We start from the raw sequence: 14,183 nt of genomic DNA on the forward strand, positions 1-14,183 counted from the left end.
GTCTTTCAGTGGGCCTTGCGCGACGGCTTGCCGCCACGCCGACCGCGAGTCTGTTCCAACATCCCGTCCGGCGACTCGGCCGTCGGGTCCTCATCAGTATCGGTCTGCGACGCATCTTCGCCGGGATGCGCCATACGTGCGCTCGCCTCGATCAGCGCATCGGTCAGCACCAGCCGCGCCTTGCGCATCTCCTCGAAAGGCAACGCCACCTCGGCCCCGTCGTCAAGGCGCATCAGCCCATGCCCGTCGCGCGCGCCCAGCACGATGCCCGAAAACCGCTTGCGGCCATCGACGGGCATATTCATCTCCGCCTTTGCCAGGTGACCGGCATAACGGTCCCAGTCCTTGGGGCGCGTCAGGGGACGGTCGATCCCGGCGGATGAGACCTCCAGCGTCCACTCCCCCGACAGCGGGTCTTCCACATCCAGGATTGCACCGACCGCGTGACTGATCTGTTCACAGTCATTAATGGTGATCTGCGAACCATCGGCACGGTCGGCCATGATCTGGACCGTGGGGGATTCGCGGCCCATGACCGCAACGCGGACAAGCTCGAACCCCATATCCACCAGCGCAGGGCCGATCATGTCGGCAATGCGGGCGTCAAGGCCGGTCAGGGAAGGCAGATCTGCGTCCAATGCAAAAAAGGCGGCCCTGCGGCCACCCCCCAAATAATCGTAAATTGAAGGAATTGCCCGAATACTTAGGCCATGATCCGCCAGTTCGCAAGTTCTATATAATGCAGGGATGGGAAATGCGTATGTGAACGCTTTTTTAAGCCATGGGTAACATTGTGCGCGTCTTAAACGCTTGCCACCCCCTGCCGGCCCCCTCATTATAATAACATGACGCCGATGTCCGCCCCGCCGACGGAACCATCCCGCCAGCCACAACGCCAGACCGGCAGCCGCCGCATGGTGGTGGCGGGACTGCTGGCGGCTGTCGTGGCGGGTGGGTTTGGCGTCCACAGCCTTGGCGGTGCATCGGGCACCAGCGATGGTGGCAATGCGGGGGGCACCCCAACCGCACTGGCGGGACAGGGGGGCGACAGCGCCAGCGGCGGGCTGCGCGCCGTGGTGGACCACACCCGCGCGCATGCGGACCTGCTGGGTGAAATGCCCATGATCGCACCGGACCGCGCGGCGGACATGCTGCAATTCACGTCGTTCGACATCAACCAGAAAAACGCGATCCTTGCGGCGCTGAAACGCCATGAGATCGTCCTTGCGGAAATGCCGTTATATGACATGGGCACAGGCAGTTCGGTCGTCAGCGTGGAATCCATGGGCCTGACGCAGATGGTGCACCTGACGGGACAGCCGCGCACGGTTGTCCTGCCGATCCGCATCGCGGGCGAAGTCACGATCCGTCCCGTCAGCGACCCGGGGGCCACGGGATTGCATGCCGGGGCGATCTTCGTCCCCGGACCGACACCGTTGCCGGTGCTGTACAAGGATGGACAACTTGTTATCGGGGTCGTCGTTCAATGAAGGCGCTGTATCCGGCTTTTGAACGCATGTTGCCGGTCATCATGGTCATATTCCTGATACTGGGCAGCATACAGGCCGCCGCGGCCTTGCATCTTTCACTCGCCAGCATACGGCATTTCATGGAATGGTGTGCGCCAGCCTATCCGGTCATAGCCGTGGGTAGCGCATTTTTGACGCTGGCCGGACTCTGGTTCGAAAACCGTGCAGAGAGACTGGCCAGAAAGGGACTCCGACGCAGACGGGGATGGATGATGGACGTACTGGCCAGACTGACCAATCGTAGTGCGCTGGAAGAAATGCTGGCGCGCGAGCAGAAAGAAACCATCATAGATGCCGAGGAACTGGCCGCGAGCCTGCGCGCACGCGTCATCGGCCAGGACCAGGTATGTGAGGACATTGCCGCACAGCTGCGACGCAGGCTGGCGCTGCATGTCCGTGGCAAGCCGGTGGGCATCTTCCTGCTGGCCGGGCCGCCGGGCACCGGCAAGACCTATCTGGCCAAGCAGCTTGCGCGACAGCTTGACCGGCCATTGCTGAACTTCGACATGACGCAGATGAGCTCCCCTCATGCCGCGACACAGCTTTTCGGCTCTCCCAAGGGGTATGTCGGCTCCGACACCTATGGCAAGCTGACGGGCGGCCTGAAGGAAAAGCCTGATGCGGTCGTGCTTCTCGATGAAATCGAGAAGGCGCATCCCGATGTGTTCAAGAAGTTCCTGACGGCCTGGAACGACGGCCATGTCACCGAGGCTTCCACGGGGCAGCACATTTCCACCGTGCGCTGCATCTTCATCCTGACCTCCAACATCGCGACGGATGAACTCTCGGAAATCGCCGACCGGTTGAGTGACGAGCCCGACAAGATGCGTGCCGAATCTGTCGAGGCCCTGCGCCAGGCAGGCTTTGCACCCGAAGTGCTGAACCGTCTGGACCGGATCTTTGTCTTCCGCGCGCTTGAAGGGCTGGATATCGCCCGTGTCTCCGCGCTGGAGATCGAAGCGATGATCGACAGCTATGGCCTGAAGGTGGAAACCGGGGGCATCGACCCGTCGCTGCTGTTCCAGGTCATGCGCCGTCAGGACCGCATGGGCCCGGCCGCCAGCGCCCGCGACCTTGCACGCTCCATCGAGGACATGATCAGCGACTCGCTTATCACCGCGCAGCAGCAGGGTGCGAAACTGGTCCGCATCGTATCGAACGAAGATGGTGTCGTCGCCGAAGTCGCCAATGACAGCGAGGCCCAGAAGGCACGCATCATCAAGTAATCCGCCCTCGGCCCCTGTGTTGCCAGGGGCCGGAACCACCCGCGATCGTGGCGTCCCCTGATCGCCGTGTGGGCACGGACAACCGCAACATACGACAAGTGGCCTTATTCTATCATCCCCCCCTGCTCTGGCCGGGTTGGATGTCGCGTCAGGATATGAAAACCCGGAATGTCTGCTTTCTCCCGCCTCTGGCATCGTGCCCCGATATGGCGTCTGTGCCTGTATTCCATTTTCATCTTTTCGATCCTGATGCTGGTCTTCCCGCCTGCGTATCTCGGGCGTCTGTGGCCGGGCGTGCAGAACATTACGCAACGCATCCATCATGCGCTGGGCATGAATGACGCCCCTCCCGCCGATAATGCGGGTGGCGGCGATGATGGGGTCGTGACGATGATGCCGATTACCGATCGCCTGACCAAGGCAATCCCGTTCGCGGGCCGCATCCTGCCGCTGCCTGCGGGGGTGTGGCATCCCGTCATGAACGTCATCACCGGCCCACATGGCGAGATATTGGAAAATATCCTTGTCCGGGTGCATGACCATGTTGTCACCGGCCTGATCGGGGCAGAGGCCAGCACACAGGCCCTGCCGGAAAGCGCCGCGCTGTCGATGGATTCAAGTTGCCATGACGACCGCAACCTTGCCGCCCATATCATGCCCGCAAAACCGCCGGGCGCGGAATGCTGGTTTACGGCGGCGGTGTATCCCACCTCCATCACCCGCACTGCCCTTATCGCCAATCGCTTGAAGGAACTTGGCTTTACGCTGCCCAATGTCCTGTACAAGGCAAGCTGGACCCTTGCGTCACCTTCGCCCGACCATACAGTCAATGTCGAAACGGTGACGATTTTCCTTAACCCGGTTTCCAATGCAAAGACTGCCACACTGCAAAGCCCCGATGACTGGGCCAAGGAAGCACTGCCGCAGCATCCTGCGGCCCTCAGCTTCGTACAGCATGGCAATAGCTGGATGGAAACATGGGCGCACATCCTGCATGACGGCTTCAACAGCGATATGATGGCCTCAAGCGATGAGCAGCGTGCCCGCGCATCGCAGGACCCGGCAGCCCCGACCGACACGAAAGACGCCAGCACTTCGCTGGACTGAGCGCCCGACCTGACTGACAGAGAAAACCAAGCGTTTGGAAACAAATCATTGAAAAAACAATAAAGGTTTTTGGGTGCCGCCTTTTTTCAAAAAGGCGGCGTCTTCTGAAGCTTTTTGGAAAAAGCTTCACCAAAAACCTTTATGATTTCAGGATGTTATTGGTCCTGACTTTTCAAACTACCTGCCAAGGGCTATTGCCGAAACGCCGACATGACGACGAAAAAGCATCATCCGTCATCATTTAAGCAATAAGCCTGCCTCCTGCCCTGATATGGGCAGGCTTCCCTTACGACAGGCTGCTTTGGCAGGGATGACGACACAAGCGCGGGGACACACAAACCTGCCCATCCCCAACAGCAGCGCATGGTCATGGGATCAGGCGGGCAGCCTGCAACCGGTTCATCCCTGTCGCAGCACGTCTGAAATATCGATCAGGAAATCAAGCACCGTACGGGTGCGCAACGGCAGGGTACGCGGGCCGGTATGTACTGCATAAAACGGCATTTCCGGCACCGTCCATTCAGGGAACAGATGGATCAGCCGCCCACTGGCGACATCCTCCTCCACCTGAAAGGAAGGAAGCATCCCGATTCCCAGCCCGGAACGTACCGCCTGCAATACGGCCTCGCTACTATTGGCGCGGAAGGGGCCACTCGCAGCGACGACATTCTCTTCCCCCTTGCAATCGAAATGCCAGTCATGGCGCGACCCACCATAGCTGTAGGCAATGCAGGGGTGGTTAAGCAGGTCACGCGGATGCACGGGGGTACCGCGCCGCGCGAGATAATCGCTGGACGCCACGACATAACGCCGGACCGACCCGAGTCGCCGTGCAATCAGTGAGCCTTCGGCAATGGACCCAACCCGAACGGCAAGGTCGAGTCCCTCCTCCACCAGATCGCCAAACCCGTCACGCATGACCAGTTCAACCGACAGGTCGGGATGTTCCTCCAGCAATTTTCCCAGCTTGCCGGTCAGATACAGGCCAAACGCCGTCGTAATGCCCAGCCGGACCAACCCGGAAACCGACGCCCGGCGACGACCCAGTGCGGTTTCCGCCGTCTCCAGTATTTCCAGCACCTCATAGGCATGGGGCAACAGGCTGCGCCCATCCTCTGTCATCATCAGGCTGCGGGTCGTACGCGCGAACAGGGTGGCGCCATAATGTGCCTCCAGCAACGCGATATGACGCGATATCGTAGGCTGGCTTGCCCCGGTTTCACGTGAAACGGCGGAAAACGATCCAGTGGCAGCCACGCGAACGAAGCTGTGCAAGGCAGAGAGCAGATCCATGGGGCCCCGGTACGTGCAGCGTGTTATTACATTATATATAGTTTTAAACGATGCTGTATTTATACACAATATAGCGTAAAAGCACCGCCGACATGTGTTTCTTGCAAGGTTCTGCAAAGAGGGGAAATTCTGCGGTTTTCAGTCCCCTTGCCCGGATCGGATTCCCATAGAAGGGCATAAAAAAACGGCGGCCCGTCAAACGGACCGCCGTCTTTTTTACATATGCCGGTTAACCCGGCAGCCGCCCTGTGTGGATCAGGCGACCTTGGTCATGCCACGCAGAACGGTCTGGAGAATGCCGCCATTGCGGAAATACTCGACCTCGTCCAGCGTATCGACACGGCACAGCAGGGGCACTTCCTGCTTGGACCCATCGGCACGGGTGATGGTCATCGTCATCGTCATGCGCGGGGTGATGTTGTCCAGCCCCTTGATTTCGATGACTTCATCGCCCTTCAGGCCCAGCGTCTTGCGCGTCGTGCCGTCCTTGAACAGCAGCGGCAGGACGCCCATGCCCACCAGGTTGGAACGATGGATACGCTCGAAGCTTTCAGCAACGACCGCACGCACACCCAGCAGCAGGGTTCCCTTCGCCGCCCAGTCGCGCGACGACCCCATGCCGTATTCCTTGCCGCCAAAGACGACCAGCGGCGTGCCTTCCTTCTTGTACTCCATCGCCACGTCGTAGATGGAGCCTTCCTTGCCGTCGGGATAGTGCTTGGAAATACCACCCTCGGTGCCCGGAACCATCTCGTTCTTGATGCGGATGTTGGCGAATGTGCCACGCACCATCACGCGGTCATTGCCACGACGCGAACCGTAGGAGTTGAAGTCCTTCTTCGCGACGCCATGGGCTTCAAGATACTTGCCCGCGGGGGAGCTTTCCTTGATCGCGCCAGCGGGCGAGATGTGGTCGGTCGTGATGTTGTCACCCAGCAGCGCAAGGATACGCGCGCCGATGATGTCGCCACGGGACTTCGGCTCAGGCGTGATGTCCTGGAAGTACGGCGGGTCCTGCACATAGGTGGATGCCGCATCCCATGCATAGGTTTCGGAACCCGTCGCGACCTTCAGGTTCTGCCATTCCTTGGTGCCCTGACTGACGTGCTTGTAACGCTTGATGAACTCGTCACGCGTGATGGCAGATCCCATCAGGGCGGCGATCTCGTGGTTGGTGGGCCAGATGTCCTTCAGGTACACCGGCTTGCCATCCTTGGACGTGCCCAGCGACGCGGTCGTCAGGTCCTCGCGGATGGTTCCCAGCAGGGAATACGCAACCACCAGCGGCGGGCTGGCAAGGTAGTTGGCACGCACGTTGGGGGAGATGCGTCCCTCAAAGTTACGGTTGCCCGACAGGACGGACACGGCCACGAGCTTGTTGTTCTCGATGGCGTCGACAATGTGGTCCTCAAGCGGGCCGGAATTGCCGATACACGTGGTGCAGCCATACCCGACGGTATTGAAGCCCATCGCGTCGAGTTCTTCCTGAAGGCCAGCGCGCGTCAGGTAGTCGGTGACGACCTGCGAACCCGGCGCCAGCGACGTCTTCACCCACGGCTTGGGCTTCAGGCCCAGCGCACGGGCTTTTTTCGCCACCAGACCCGCCGCGATCAGCACCGCCGGGTTGGAGGTGTTGGTGCACGACGTGATCGCCGCGATCACGATATCGCCGTGACCCAGTTCATAGTTGGTGCCCGCGACAGGCGCCTTCTTGTTCTTGTCGGCTTCGGGCACACCCAGACCACCGGTCAGTTCCGTCTCGAACGCCTTGTCGGCACCCTTGAGGACAACGCGGTCCTGCGGACGCTTCGGCCCGGCGATCGACGGCACGATGGTTGCAAGGTCGAGTTCCAGCGTGTCGGTAAAGACGGGGTGTTCCGAATGGGGATGACGGAACATGCCCTGCGCCTTGAGGTATTCCGCCGTCAGCTTGATGCGGTGTTCCTCGCGACCGGTCTGGCGCAGGTAATCCAGCGTCAGGTCATCGACGGGGAAGAAGCCGCAGGTCGCGCCGTATTCCGGGGCCATGTTCGCAATGGTCGCACGGTCGGCCACCGGCAGGTGGTCAAGGGCAGGACCAAAGAACTCGACGAACTTGCCGACGACGCCCTTCTTGCGCAGCATCTGCGTCACCGTCAGCACCAGATCGGTGGCGGTCACGCCCTCAGGCAGCTTGCCGGTCATCTTGAACCCGATGACATCGGGGATCAGCATGGCGATGGGCTGGCCCAGCATCGCGGCCTCGGCCTCGATCCCGCCAACACCCCAGCCCAGAACGCCCATGCCGTTGACCATGGTCGTGTGGCTGTCGGTGCCGAACAGGGTGTCGGGATAGGCATAGTCCTTGCCACCGACATGCGCCGTCCACACCGCCTGCGCGATGTATTCCAGGTTCACCTGATGGCAGATACCCGTGCCCGGCGGCACGACCGAGAAGTTTTCGAACGCTTCCTGGCCCCAGCGCAGGAAGGCATAACGTTCGCCGTTACGTTCGAATTCGATCGTGACGTTATCCTGCAGCGCTTCGGGCGATCCCGCGACGTCCACCATGACCGAATGATCGATCACAAGGTTGACGGGCACCAGCGGGTTGACCTTCTGCGGGTCCCCCTTGAGCTTGAGGATACCATCACGCATCGCCGCAAGATCGACAACGGCGGGAACGCCGGTAAAGTCCTGCATCAGGATGCGTGCGGGCTTGAACGGCACTTCCTTGGTGGAGCTGCCCTTCGGCAGCCAGCCGGCGATCGCCTTGGCGTCGTCAACCGTATAGGAATGGCCGTCCTCGAACCGCAGGACATTTTCCAGCAGCACCTTCAGGCTGACCGGCAGTCGTGCGACGTCGCCGATTGTTTTCTCGGCTTCGGGGATGGAAAAATAGTGATAGGTCTTGCCGTCCACTTCAAGTGTGCGGCCCGTTTTCAGTGAGTCGTGCCCAACCGTCTTCATTGGCTTTGTTTCCTCCGAGGCATCAGCCGCGATCCATCCACCGAAGCCCTCCCGCCACGTGAACAGACAGGCGTGGCGTGACCTTTCAGTGGATAACCGGCTTGATCTCCCAACGGTGGTAGAACATACCCGGACGCGGGGCCGACACAAGAAGGCCCCGGTAACAAGAACGCGGGATCGGGTTTCATCCCCCCTGCGCCCCACCCCGATCGCACCCATGCGGAGGACCCGACCATCACTGCCTTTGCCCCCAGGAACACGCCCCTGCTGAAAGTGGAAAATATCTCGGTTTTTCGCGGGGAACGCCTTGTTCTGGACCAGGTTGGACTTGCGCTCGACGCGGGTGATGCGCTGCTGCTGACCGGCCCGAACGGGGCTGGGAAGTCCACATTGCTGCGGGTACTGGCCGGGCTGCGCAAACCGGAAGGCGGCCATGTGCTGTGGTCAGGTGTCGATGCGCTGGCCGACCGTTCACGCCATGCCGAACGGGTGGCCTATCTTGGCCATCAGGACGCGCTCAAGCCGGGCCTGACGCTGCTGGAAAACCTGATGCTTGCGGCGCGGGCCAGTGGGGGTGATCCATATTCTTGCATGTCCGCACTTAATATTTCCGGACTGTCCGAACTGCCTGCACGCATGTTGTCGGCGGGGCAGAAACGCCGTGCCGCACTGGCGCGTGTCCTGCTGGCGCGTGCGCCGCTATGGCTGCTTGATGAACCCAGCCTCGGCCTTGACAGCAACACGATGGGACTTCTGGAAACGCTTTTCCGCACCCATCGCGAAGCTGGCGGAATCGTGATCGCAACTACTCACGTTCCCCTCCCTCTGCCGGATGCAAAATCGCTGGCGCTGCCGGGACTGAACGAATCCGATATCCCCCAGACAATGGAGGATTTCCCCGAGGACGACCTGTTTTGACGCTTCAGACTCCGACCCTGATCCTCGCCATCCTTGAACGTGACCTGCGCCTCGCCCTGCGCCATGGGGCCGACACGCTGGGGTCCGTTCTGTTCTTCATCCTGGCGGGCGCGCTGTTCCCGCTGGCGCTGGGGCCATCGCCGGAACTGCTGCGCCACATGGCGCCGGGAATTGTCTGGGTCTGTGCCCTGTTGGCAGCACTGCTTCCGCTCGACCGCCTGTTCGGGTCAGAGCTGGAGGACGGGTCGCTGGACCAGTTGATGATGACCGGCCTGCCGCCTGCGTTGATCGCACTGGCCAAGATGCTGGCACACTGGCTGACGACCGGCCTGCCGCTGCTGGCGGCGGCGGCGCCTTTGGGCATCATGCTGGGCATGCCATCAGACAGCCTGCCGATCCTGCTGATCGGGTTGCTGCTTGGGACGCTCATCCTGTCGCTGATCGGCGGGATGGCGGCATCGGTCGTACTGGGCGCGCGGCGCGGGGGTGTGCTGCTGCCGCTGCTTGTGCTGCCACTGACGACGCCGGCGCTGATTTTCGGGGCGGCGGCGCTGGATGCGGCACAGACAGGGCTGTCGTGGGGGCCGGACCTTGAACTGCTGGCGGCATTCCTGGCGGCGGCGATCCCCCTATGCCCGCTGGCGGCAGGGGCGGGCCTGCGGGCGGCGGTGGAGTAACCCATAAAATTCCTGATGAAGCTTTTTGTCCAGAAAGCTTCGCAAGACGCCCCCTGCCGCAAAAGGCCGTAGCTGAGCCCGCATTATCTGTTCAGCGGGCTGCACCCGCTGTGGCCGCGACAACGCGAAACGGCACGTCGCCATGGCTGGTACCGCTTCCTTTCCCCCCGGCCCGCCATTGCAGGACATAATCGCCGGGTATGGTCAGCGGTACATCCACCGTAATGACCTGCTGTTCATCATCCTTGGGCGATGCCAGCAGGAGTTGCGGCACGCCGCTTGGCCCAAGCAGCACGAGTCGGGTGGGAAACGGGTCAATGACCGCATTGAAATCCAGCCGGATCGTCACCGTTCCCGCCGCCACGGCCTGATGCGCGGCAGGCATTGCATGCACCAGTGACGGATTCGCCCATGCCGACCGCCCCAGCCCCAGACAGAACAGCCCGGCGGCAAGGCACATTGGCAGGATGGAAAATGAATGACGCATGACATGCCCCCGACAGAAGATAGCAGACGGGGGATGTTCTATCGTGCCGCACGAAATAAAAAAGGGACAGCCCTGGGGATCCATCCCACACCGCCTCCCCCAAGGCCTGCGTGAACAGGTCAAGGGAGTGTCTGAAAACAGGTCCTTGATAAGAGACCGTTTGAAAAGTCATCCTCGATAACATACTGAAATTATAAATGTTTTTGGTGAAGCTTTTTCTAAAAATCTTCAGAAGACGCCGCCTTTTTCGATCGAAAGGCAGCACCCAGAAACTTTTCTTGTTTTTTATCAAGGGCTTATTTTCAAACAATCTTTAAGCAAAGGGCAACAATTTCCAGATATCGCCTTATCTTCAGGAAAGGCTTTGTCTTTATGAGGCTGCCTGGCGAAAGCCTCACCTGAAATTCTTTTATCCCCAACAGGTTAACGATCCTGTTTCATCCAACAGTCCCGCAGCCGGATCAGAGTTCATGGTGGAATTTTTTCAAAAAAAGATGCCGCCTTATTACAGTAAGGCGGCATCCAAAAATTTCATTAATTCTCGTAAAATACTACTTTTAAACAGTTTTCACGATCTTCAGGACAATTAAGGCCCGTCAGATGTAATGCTCACTCAGCGGTGCAAGCCCGTTGAACCCGGTGGAGCAATAGGTCGAGACGTACGCCCCGGTAGAGAGCAATTCGACCCGGTCGCCCGACTCCAGCCCCAATGGCAGGTTGTACGGCGTCTTTTCATACATGATGTCCGCCCCGTCGCAGGTCGGTCCGGCAATGGCCACCGGGCCTGTCGCCATCCCGTCATGCGGGGTGCGGATACCATAACGGATCGCCTCGCCTTCGGTTTCAGCCAGACCACCGAAACGGCCGATATCGAGATAGACCCACCGCACACCATCATTGATGCCGCGACGGCTGACCAATACGACCTCGGACGAAACCACACCCGCATCACCCACGATGAAACGCCCTGGCTCCACGATCATTTCAGGCAGGTCATTGCCGAAATGCTCTGTCATCGCGTGGCTGATCGCCAGCGCGAAACGGTCGATACCCGGCACGTCATCACGATAGCGGATCGGGAAGCCACCACCCAGATTAACCATGCGCAGTTCCAGCCCGGCGGCCTTCAGGTCCGTGAACAGCATGCCGACACGTGCGATCGCAGCTTCATAGGCCCCGGTCTCGGTCTGCTGGCTACCGACATGGAAGGACAGGCCATACGGGTCCATCCCCATATCGCGCGCACGCAGCATCAGGTCACGCGCATTGTCCAGCGTCGTGCCGAACTTGCGCGACAGCGGCCAGTCCGCGCCCTCGTTTTCCACGATCAGGCGGCAGTAAACACGCGCGCCGGGTGCATGACGCGCCAGCTTCTCCAGCTCTTCGGCGCAATCAAAGGCGAACATGTCGATGCCTGCCTCATACGCCTGCGCAATGGCCGACACCTTCTTGACGGTGTTGCCGAACGAGATGTCCTGCGGCGCAGCACCGGCGCGCAGGCACATCTGGATTTCTTCCCACGACGCGGCGTCAAAGGCAGACCCAAGGCCCACCAGACGGTCGAGGATGGCCGCAGCCGGATTCGCCTTGACCGCGTAATAGATACGCGCAAGCGGAAGCGCCGCATGCAGGGCGCTGTAACGTTCCTCGACACGATCGACGTCGACGACAAGGCAAGGCGTCGCAGGGGACTGCTCAGCCAGATAACGGGCGATTTTGGGAGTCATCGCACCCAAATCCCTTCTGTTCTGCCGTCCGGATGCAAGTATGGAGTACTGAACAAACGGACAGATGTTGCGAAACGGTCTAACGGACCAGCGACCAGTGAGGGGCCCAAGCAGCAGGCCCCGATTGCCAGAACGCTTGACGTCGTTGCGTAACCTCAGAGGGCCAGTGGCACGTGCGTTGTTGCGTAGGGAGCGCATATGAGGACAATACGCCCATAACGCAATAGAAAAATTCGCCTCATCATCACCTTTTTCGTTTAAGGTGGGCGAAACCGACCAAAATATTGTCGTGATTCATTTTCCGTCCCCGGCAGGGACGCAGGACCGGGGCGCGGGAATGGCGTCGCCCGGTGCCGACAGCCGGGACCCAAGTGACCAGAACCTGGACAACGCATTGATCTCTTCTTCCCCAGACCAGATCGAGGTGACACCATCCGTCACCCCCGCGCCCCCCGTCGCCGGACGCGCCACAAAGAATGCCCCGGACATGAATGACGCCCTGCACCGTCACATCCTGCCCGTCATGAAACAGGTGGCGACCAACATTGCGTCCGACCAGATCACGCTGGCGGCCGCGGGGTGCGCGTTCTACGCCACGCTGTCGCTGTTCCCGGCCATGAGCACGATGATTTCCATCTATGGGCTATTGTTTGATCCACAGACGGTGGAGCCGCAGCTTGTGGTGCTGCGCAATCTGTTGCCGCCCGCCGCGTATGACCTGATCTGCGATCGTATCCATGTCCTTGTGGCGCAATCGCATTCGTCGCTGACACTCAACCTGATCGTTTCGACCACCATCGCCATGTGGTCGGCCTCGGCGGCGACGCGTTCGCTCCTGCTGGCGATGAACGTGGCCTATAATACACCAGAAACCCGCAGTTTCCTGCGGTTTCAGGCTATGGGCATGATCATGACGCTGTGTGCGATCTGTGGCGGTATCCTGACACTTGCACTGATGGTGGCGCTGCCGATCCTGCTGGACTACCTGCCGCAAAAGCTCTCCCTCGCGCCGCCGCCGGGTTCGCTCGAACTGCTGGTGCGCATGGGGGGACCGGCGCTGATGCTGCTGTTCGTACTGTCGGGATGTTCGCTGCTTTACCGATTCGGCCCCAACCGGCGAAGTCCGTCATGGCGCTGCATCCTGCCCGGATCGGTGGCCGCAACCCTGCTATGGCTGCTGACCTCGTTCGGATTTTCCTATTATGTCAGCCATATCGCGGGTTACGGCGCGACCTATGGGCCCCTGGGCGCATTCGTGGCCACCATGATGTGGTTCTATGTCTCGGCCTATGTCGTGCTGCTTGGTGCGGAACTTAACGCCGGGCTGGAAATCCAGATGTGCCTGCGTGACAATGGCCCACAGATGGAAGGATGGTCCATCGCGCGCAGATCTGCACGCCATGCCCCGCACGACGCGGACGCGCGTGCTACCCCTCCCCAGGGGGAAGGGTCGTAATATCCACCATCGTCGTCCCCCGGTCCAGAAGGCCGAGTTCACGCGCGGCCGCCGGTGACAGGTCGATGACCCGCCGGCCACGATAAGGCCCGCGGTCATTGATCGTGACAACGACCGACCGACCGGTGGAAGGTGCCCGAATCCGCACCCGCGTCCCCAGCGGCAACTGCCGGTGCGCCGCTGTCATCGCGCCCGGATCGAACATGTCCCCCGACGCGGTGCGGTGGCCGATTTCGCGACGCGTGCCATACCAGCTTGCCAGGCCATGCTGCGACCATGTGGACGAAACCGTTTTCATCGCAGGCAGGCCCGGCAGGCGACGCAGGGGATGATGGTGCCGATGGGTGGTCGAAACACCATGCCGGATCACGGCATGATGAACGCCATGCCTGACATGGCGCGACATATGTCGTGACGCGCCATGGGCATCGGAAACACCACATGACAGACCAAGGCAGATCACCAGCAGACATGACAGGCCCCATGCCAGAAAATCCGGCATTCGCCACCGCATTCGCGGCTGTATAGGAGGGGGTCCGACAATCATGGCGGGAACCATTACATAATATACATGAACGCGACCAGCCTGATTCAGGTATGCGTGGGCACATGATATTATGAATGCAAAAGTCCTCTTTATATCTATTGAGGAATTATTGCCTATCCCCCAGATCCTTAACCCGGTTCCTTAACGCGGAAAAACCGTTCATCCCCCATGGCGCGGCCCCACCCACGGGGCATGCGTCCAGGGATGGATCACATTCGATTCGCCCCCGAATGCAGAACAGGCTTGGATCGCGGCGAAGGGCATGCT

Annotated in this window: 12 protein-coding genes; 6 read left to right on the top strand and 6 right to left on the bottom strand. The window is 60.5% G+C overall.

The window, feature by feature from the left end:
* Positions 1 to 5: 5 nt before the first annotated feature.
* Positions 6 to 638 carry a ribosome maturation factor RimP gene (gene rimP, locus FYB92_RS01220; protein WP_003617017.1) on the bottom strand — a complete coding sequence of 211 codons (633 nt, stop codon included), beginning with the start codon at positions 636 to 638 and terminating at the stop codon, positions 6 to 8.
* Between the two features lie 207 nt (positions 639 to 845).
* Here rimP and FYB92_RS01225 point away from each other — a divergent pair, with 207 nt between their 5' ends.
* From FYB92_RS01225 to FYB92_RS01235, 3 genes are all read left to right on the top strand, one after another.
* Complete coding sequence (locus FYB92_RS01225) at positions 846 to 1,490, top strand: hypothetical protein (protein WP_231105700.1); 645 nt, start codon at positions 846 to 848, stop codon at positions 1,488 to 1,490.
* Positions 1,487 to 2,755, top strand: coding sequence for an AAA family ATPase (locus FYB92_RS01230; RefSeq protein WP_003617015.1), 1,269 nt, complete (start codon positions 1,487 to 1,489; stop codon positions 2,753 to 2,755). The genes FYB92_RS01225 and FYB92_RS01230 overlap by 4 nt, the downstream gene beginning before the upstream one ends.
* Positions 2,756 to 2,923: 168 nt before the next feature.
* A complete protein-coding gene (locus FYB92_RS01235) occupies positions 2,924 to 3,862 on the top strand; it encodes a hypothetical protein (protein ID WP_003617013.1) in 939 nt (312 codons plus the stop codon).
* A gap of 399 nt (positions 3,863 to 4,261) precedes the next feature.
* On the opposite strand, the gene FYB92_RS01240 is transcribed toward FYB92_RS01235, so the two are convergent.
* Positions 4,262 to 5,155, bottom strand: a complete 894-nt coding sequence (locus FYB92_RS01240; protein WP_003617012.1) for a LysR family transcriptional regulator — start codon at positions 5,153 to 5,155, stop codon at positions 4,262 to 4,264.
* A 255-nt stretch (positions 5,156 to 5,410) separates the two neighbouring features.
* Entirely contained in the window at positions 5,411 to 8,104 is a 2,694-nt protein-coding gene (gene acnA / locus FYB92_RS01245) for an aconitate hydratase AcnA (protein WP_003617010.1), read from the bottom strand.
* Positions 8,105 to 8,377: 273 nt separating this feature from the next.
* Between acnA and ccmA the strand changes: the two genes are divergently transcribed.
* Complete coding sequence (ccmA, locus tag FYB92_RS01250; RefSeq protein ID WP_003617009.1) at positions 8,378 to 9,022, top strand: heme ABC exporter ATP-binding protein CcmA; 645 nt, start codon at positions 8,378 to 8,380, stop codon at positions 9,020 to 9,022.
* The gene (gene ccmB, locus FYB92_RS01255; protein ID WP_003617006.1) at positions 9,019 to 9,699 is read left to right on the top strand and encodes a heme exporter protein CcmB; all 681 of its coding nucleotides are present in this window, start codon (positions 9,019 to 9,021) and stop codon (positions 9,697 to 9,699) included. Before ccmA ends, ccmB begins: the two co-directional genes overlap by 4 nt.
* 91 nt (positions 9,700 to 9,790) lie before the next feature.
* Here the strand turns inward: ccmB and FYB92_RS01260 are convergent, their stop codons facing one another.
* Positions 9,791 to 10,186, bottom strand: coding sequence for a copper resistance CopC family protein (locus tag FYB92_RS01260; protein WP_003617004.1), 396 nt, complete (start codon positions 10,184 to 10,186; stop codon positions 9,791 to 9,793).
* A 596-nt stretch (positions 10,187 to 10,782) separates the two neighbouring features.
* Positions 10,783 to 11,913 carry a type III PLP-dependent enzyme gene (locus tag FYB92_RS01265; RefSeq protein WP_003617003.1) on the bottom strand — a complete coding sequence of 377 codons (1,131 nt, stop codon included), beginning with the start codon at positions 11,911 to 11,913 and terminating at the stop codon, positions 10,783 to 10,785.
* 487 nt (positions 11,914 to 12,400) lie between these two features.
* Between FYB92_RS01265 and FYB92_RS01270 the strand changes: the two genes are divergently transcribed.
* On the top strand, positions 12,401 to 13,369 hold the full coding sequence (locus FYB92_RS01270) for a YihY/virulence factor BrkB family protein (protein WP_080545487.1): 969 nt from the start codon (positions 12,401 to 12,403) through the stop codon (positions 13,367 to 13,369).
* Here the strand turns inward: FYB92_RS01270 and FYB92_RS01275 are convergent.
* Positions 13,341 to 13,871: a septal ring lytic transglycosylase RlpA family protein gene (locus tag FYB92_RS01275; RefSeq protein ID WP_062809741.1), complete on the bottom strand. Its 531-nt coding sequence runs from the start codon at positions 13,869 to 13,871 to the stop codon at positions 13,341 to 13,343. The genes FYB92_RS01270 and FYB92_RS01275 overlap by 29 nt on opposite strands.
* Positions 13,872 to 14,183: the final 312 nt, after the last annotated feature.

Origin of the sequence: Novacetimonas sp. GS1, from assembly GCF_036686925.1 — a bacterium.
Taxonomy (GTDB): Bacteria; Pseudomonadota; Alphaproteobacteria; order Acetobacterales; family Acetobacteraceae; genus Novacetimonas; species Novacetimonas hansenii.